5 protein-coding genes are annotated in these 6,120 nt (G+C 39.1%); 1 reads left to right on the top strand and 4 read right to left on the bottom strand.

Annotated features, from left to right (window positions below):
* Nucleotides 1-42: 42 nt before the first annotated feature.
* The 4 genes from LM917_RS13175 to LM917_RS13190 form a co-directional block, all read right to left on the bottom strand.
* Nucleotides 43-408 carry a Na-translocating system protein MpsC family protein gene (locus tag LM917_RS13175; protein WP_232697988.1) on the bottom strand — a complete coding sequence of 122 codons (366 nt, stop codon included), beginning with the start codon at nt 406-408 and terminating at the stop codon, nt 43-45.
* Between the two features lie 104 nt (nt 409-512).
* A complete protein-coding gene (locus LM917_RS13180) occupies nt 513-1,778 on the bottom strand; it encodes an L-lactate MFS transporter (RefSeq protein WP_232697989.1) in 1,266 nt (421 codons plus the stop codon).
* Between the two features lie 387 nt (nt 1,779-2,165).
* Nucleotides 2,166-2,840: a uracil-DNA glycosylase gene (locus LM917_RS13185; protein ID WP_232697990.1), complete on the bottom strand. Its 675-nt coding sequence runs from the start codon at nt 2,838-2,840 to the stop codon at nt 2,166-2,168.
* 217 nt (nt 2,841-3,057) lie between these two features.
* Nucleotides 3,058-4,311, bottom strand: coding sequence for a cation:dicarboxylate symporter family transporter (locus LM917_RS13190; protein WP_232697991.1), 1,254 nt, complete (start codon nt 4,309-4,311; stop codon nt 3,058-3,060).
* 979 nt (nt 4,312-5,290) lie between these two features.
* Here LM917_RS13190 and LM917_RS13195 point away from each other — a divergent pair.
* A partial coding sequence (locus LM917_RS13195; protein WP_232697992.1) for an Ig-like domain-containing protein occupies nt 5,291-6,120 on the top strand: 830 nt, incomplete at its 3' end.

Here is a 6,120-nt window from a genome sequence, read left to right on the forward strand (position 1 = left end):
CACTACCAAGTCCCAACTGCTGACAAAAGTCCATACATGCATTTACCGATCTGAACTAAACTTTTTTTCCAGATCCTGATCAAATACAAAGATGGTCATTCCGAAGTCTCGTTCTATATCAATATCTACAAATAGATCCTGAAAAGTTGCTCCCAATAACTCTTCCATCTCGACAGGTCTGTTTTTGTGATACATATCCTTCACCATCTCTGTCCGAGCAGAACGAAGCATTTGTTTTCCAGTATCTGCTGTGGCTATAAATTTTTCAACAGGAGACAAATTACCTTGCATTTCACATATGGCCCAGTTTTTACAGAAGGTCGTCTTAATCTGACTGGGTCCTTTACCCATATGCCTTTTTCGGAACGATCGCACCAGATTGCTGAATTCTGCTTCATAGTTCGCCATTCTAGTCAACTCGCTTCGTCTTTTTACAAATATTATAAAAATATTATCATTAGACGTAAGAATTAGCAATTCATATCAATCGTCCCTAGCACATACAGTAGACCTTACACAGTCTGGGTTGTTGCTTTTATTTTACTGTTTTCATGGCGCAATCTCTTGATATCTAGACGAATTAATAGAGAGATGGCGAAAGCAACCACAAACATCCCGGCAAAGATGGACATGGAACCAATGTAACTGCCAGTTGTTTCACGAACCCATGTAGCGAAAATAGGACCTACCAGGCCTGCCGCAGACCATGCAGTAAGGATGTAACCATGGATTGCCCCCAGCTGCTTCGTTCCAAACAAGTCTCCAATGTAAGCTGGAATAGAAGCAAAACCCCCTCCATAACAGGTCATGATAATAAAGATTACGACTTGGAATAAAAGTGCTGACTGAATACTTGGAAGCAGGAAGAATGCTACCATTTGAATCGCAAAAAATGCGGTGTACGTATTAGGTCTGCCAATGTAGTCAGAGAAGGATGCCCAGGCAATTCGTCCGCCTCCGTTAAACAAACCTGCCAAACCTACCATCGCAGCTGCCTGTACTGCTGTCATTCCGGCAATCTCCTGTGCCATTGGTGAAGCTTCAGACAGAATTGCGATTCCACAGGTTATATTGATGAACAACATAAGCCAGAGATAATAGAAACGCTTTGTCTTGATCGCCTCATTCGCAGTTAACTGAGATAGATCTGCCACTTTTTCCTTTGCTCCCGACTCCACTTTTTCCTTGATTCCTTCTGGAGCCCAGTCCTTAGGTGGCGGTGCAAGATACTGTGCAGAGGAAAACATAACAATAAAATAAATACTACCCAGAATATAGAAAGTATTAGGTATGCCTACGTTACTAATTAGCTTTTGAATAATCGGACCTGCAATCAGTGAAGCAAATCCGAAGCCCATGATTGCCATTCCAGTGGCAAGACCTCGTCGGTCCGGGAACCATTTAACCAAAGTAGAAACAGGCGTAATATAACCCACTCCAAGCCCAATACCTCCTAATACTCCGTAACACAGATAAAGAAGATAGAGATTGCCAAATTGAGTAGCGACACCTGCTCCGATCATACCCACTCCAAAAAAGATAGATGATAGCGTACCAGATTTACGAGGTCCGTGCTTCTCTACGAAGTGACCAAGAAAGGCTGCTGATAAACCTAGAAAAAAGATTGCGATACTAAAGGTGAGGGAAACATCACTTGGATTCCACCCAAATTCCTTCTGAAGTGGCTTAGAATAGACACTCCAAGCATACACCGAGCCGATTGAAATATGGATTCCTACAGCGGACGCGGCAATCAACCAACGGTTCTTAACATTCATAATATTCCTCCTTTTTAAATTAGTTCTAACCTGTTGGATTAAGACCAAAACAAAATGGTCATAACCGTTTTGTTGGACCGCAAGCGGTCACATCCAATTTTATGAAAAACGTCGAGACGTTTTTCACAGAAAAAAAACCGTCGCATAATTGCTTAAAATGAGAGTCCTCTCACTCTAGCATTACGGACGGTTAGTGTAAAAACAGGGACGCTGCCTTTATACCAACAGTTTCTTCCTTATAAAAAAGCTCTTTAATAGGTGACAGTAACCTATTCCTTATCAAAAAACTTTTTTATTACTACCAGTTCATCAATATTATTCACATATTTGTCATAATAGTAGCAGGAAAGCGTATTCAAGACAATACTTTGTAGCAAATTAACTTTTTTACAAATCTGGAAGTTGCCAACCGATCGGGTCTCTTCCATTACTTTGTAAAAATTCGTTTGCTTTCGAGAATGGCTTAGAGCCAAAGAAACCTCTTCTTGCTGATAACGGACTAGGGTGAACAGATTCAAGAACACAGTGCTTTTTCGTGTCAATCATGCTTCTCTTCTCTTGTGCATTCCTTCCCCACAAGATGAACACTACTGGCTCATCCTTTTCATTCACAGCTTTGATTACTTCGTTCGTAAAAATCTCCCAACCCATGCCACGGTGGGAATTAGCCTCCCCTGCACGCACAGTTAATCCCGTATTTAACATTAATACACCTTGCTCTGCCCACGATGTCAGATGACCATGATTAGGTATTGAGATATTCAGATCACTCTGTAACTCCTTATAGATATTAAGCAAGGACGGAGGAATAGCCACACCAGGCTTAACAGAAAAGCTTAATCCGTGTGCTTGATTAGGACCGTGGTACGGATCTTGTCCGAGAATGACTACCTTAATTTCCTTATAGGATGTATGGTGTAGTGCATTAAAAATATCGTATTTGTCTGGATAAATTGTTTTCGATTGATACTCTTTCTTCAAAAAATCTCTCAACTGGAGGTAATATGGCTTCTCAAACTCACCCTCCAGAATGGGAGCCCAGTCGTTTTTTAATATAGTCATACCATCTCGACATCCCTTCTTCTTTTTCCTTTACCATCATACCTTTTCAATTAGGAATGGAAAATACCATAAGCAAGAATAATAGCTTAGAAGCTGATTTGAAATAGGAAAAGGTTGCCGGAAGATATATCGGCAACCTTTAATAGACTACTTTTCATTATTACAACAATTAGCTTCTTTTTCCATTTCCTTAATCGTTCACACCAAAATATTAGATTTAGATACTTGCTAAATACTTTTTACCCTTTTCTTGGTCGTACTCGCCTTCCCATTTGGAAATAACAACTACAGCCAAAGAATTCCCGATTACATTAACGACTGTTCGCGCCATATCTAGCAGACGATCAATACCGGCAATAAATGCCAATCCTTCTACAGGGATACCTACAGAACCCAATGTAGCTAGCAGTACAACGAAGGAAACACCAGGCACACCAGCAATCCCCTTAGATGTAACCATCAGGACAAGCATCAGTGTTACTTGTTCTACGATGGAAAGATTAATCCCATACATTTGAGCAATAAAAAGTGCTGCAATAGCTTGATATAAGGTAGACCCATCCAGGTTAAAAGAGTAGCCGGTTGGGACTACAAAGGAAGTAATCGCTTTAGGACAACCGAACTTCTCCATTTTTTCCATCATTTTTGGTAGTACTGTTTCAGAGCTTGCTGTTGAATAGGCAAGCAAGATTTCATTTCGCAGTATCTTGATAATTTGAAAGATGCTGATTCCAGCCCACTTCGCTACTATCCCTAATACTATAAATACGAAGAAAATCATCGCTGCATAAACTAAAATCATTAGTTGTCCAAGTGGAATGAGAGATTTCAAACCAAACTTGGATACTGTTATTCCAATTAATGCAAAGACACCAAACGGAGCAAATTTCATGATCAGGTTCGTCACCCAAAACATGGCGTCAGCAACACCCTGGAAAAAGTGTAAAACGGGTTTTCCTCTTTCTCCAACGGCTGCTACGCCTAAACCAAATAAGACAGAGAAAAAGATAATCGCTAGCATGTCCCCTTTGGCAATAGCTGCGAACACATTGGTAGGAACAATATCTACAATCATATCAACTGTAGAATAGTTTTCTTTTTGTTCAGCTGAATCTACATAGGATCCAATATCAGTAGTTTCTAATGCATTCATATCAACACCAACGCCAGGTTGGAAAATGTTTGCAGCTAACAATCCAACTACGATAGCAATGGTAGTAATTATCTCAAAATAGAGAATTGTCTTCCCACCAATTTTTCCAAGTTTCTTAATGTCGCCTACTCCGGCAACCCCTACAATCAAGCTAGCAATAACGATTGGGACAACAATCATTTTGATCAGGTGAAGAAAGATATCTCCTATTGGTTGCAGAAACTCAGCTGCTTTAGGATTACCATAAAAAATTGCCCCTACGATGATACCTAGGATAAGACCAATAATGATCTGAACCGCTAAACCATATTTTTTCATCTGAACACCTCTCAACATAAAACTTAATAAAGTTAATTGCAAAAAATAGACTGAACTTAGGAATAAAACGAAAAAACGTCGAAATACAGATATAAGTAGGGGTTTCAACAAATAAAAATAAATAAACATGAGGGAAATATCGAAACTAAAAATTAGAAATATTAGATTTCTTATTTTCATTTCATTTATTTATTTTTATTTTCATCACATCTACTATCTTATAAGGAGAAAAAGCAAAACACAATATTTTTTATACTTTATCCACAAATAACCTAAAGTTTAGTGATGTGTTTAACTTACGAACAAATATTTTTATTTTTTAGATTTTCTAATTATGTTATATCGTTTTTTAAAAAGAATAGCCTTTTATTAATCAAAAAAATCCCCCTTAAATCAGGGGGATATCTTCTACATTCATTCTAATGTGTTAGTATCTTCACCATTATTCGATTGTTACGCCTACACTTACAAGGCCTGTGAGCGAAGGTGTTAACGCAACCGCAGTTCCATGTATAGGATCGAAAAGATTGTTAGGTGTCGATGAACTATACAATTGTGCAGTAACGGTAACTGAACCAATCCTGAGGCCTATTGCAACTGCATTGCTAAAGAAAGCTGCAAATTCTGCTGGCTACAATAGGTTTGAATAAAGTAACCAATTTTTACTCTTTTCAATATATTGGATAAAGAACTATTTTTGCTTACCTTGTATAACGGCCGTGACCGCTCTACTAAAGGCTCACATATACATAATAAACTGAATTCATGTAGGTAGGAAATGTATCCTTAGACTCTCTACTAGGCTATGAAATTAGCTAGGACATGAGACGAGGTTCAGAGGGACTCTCTACCTACCGTTTACAGTAACATCGCAAGGAATAGGATCACTACTAGTCTCCTTTTCATGCAGTCGATTAAGTCCCCATGCTACATGATCTAATCGACAAGAAACACCATTCTCGGAGGTGAAAAGTAACCCGTGAGTCACTCATCTTTTTCTCATCAATTACCACATCATGATTATGGAATCCGCGTCGTACTGTCAGCCAACACATCTTCTGTCACGATAGGTTCGATTATTACTTATACCGTGCAGGTGTTTAATGACAATGATGGGATTTTAACAGATGCAACGCTTGTAATACCTGCACCACCAGACACTACTTTTGTTCCAAACAGTGTAACTATAAACGGATTTCCACAGCTTGAAGCCTCGCCTTTAATTGGAATTAATATTGGCGCAATTCCTCAAGCAGTCGATTTTATCAGTGTCTCCTATCAATTCCAGGTTGTATCAACCCTTGATCCTGAACTGATTAAATCTCAAGCAACTTTATCAGGAACACTATTGTGGAACGGTATAACTATTCCTGTTTCGGTGTTATCCAATGAGTTAATCAGCCCATTCCCTGGAGTAAGCATACCACTTTACGGAACGAACAACGGTATCATCGTACCTGAGGGCAAAATTGTAAAATCTTATGTGAAAATTGCTAACCCTGGGGGAAATCCACTACTTTACGAACTACTTTCTCAACCTAGTCACGGTCGAATTATACTGGTATCAGATGGTCGTTATATTTACAAACCTCAGAAAGGTTTTAGAGGAGAAGATTTATTTACGGTCCTTGCTATTGATCCAGTCTGCAGTTCTAGCGCTATCGTCCGCGTCGTAGTTGCTGTAGAATCAAAATGCCATAAACCTCGTCATTCCAGCTCTAGCTCTTCCAGTAGTTCCAGTCCTTGTTCTAGTTCATCTTCCAGTAGCTCCTGCTTTAGTTCTGATTCATCTTCCAGTAGTTCCTGCTT

Source organism: Brevibacillus daliensis, assembly GCF_021245735.1.
Lineage (GTDB): Bacteria > Bacillota > Bacilli > Brevibacillales > Brevibacillaceae > Brevibacillus_B > Brevibacillus_B daliensis.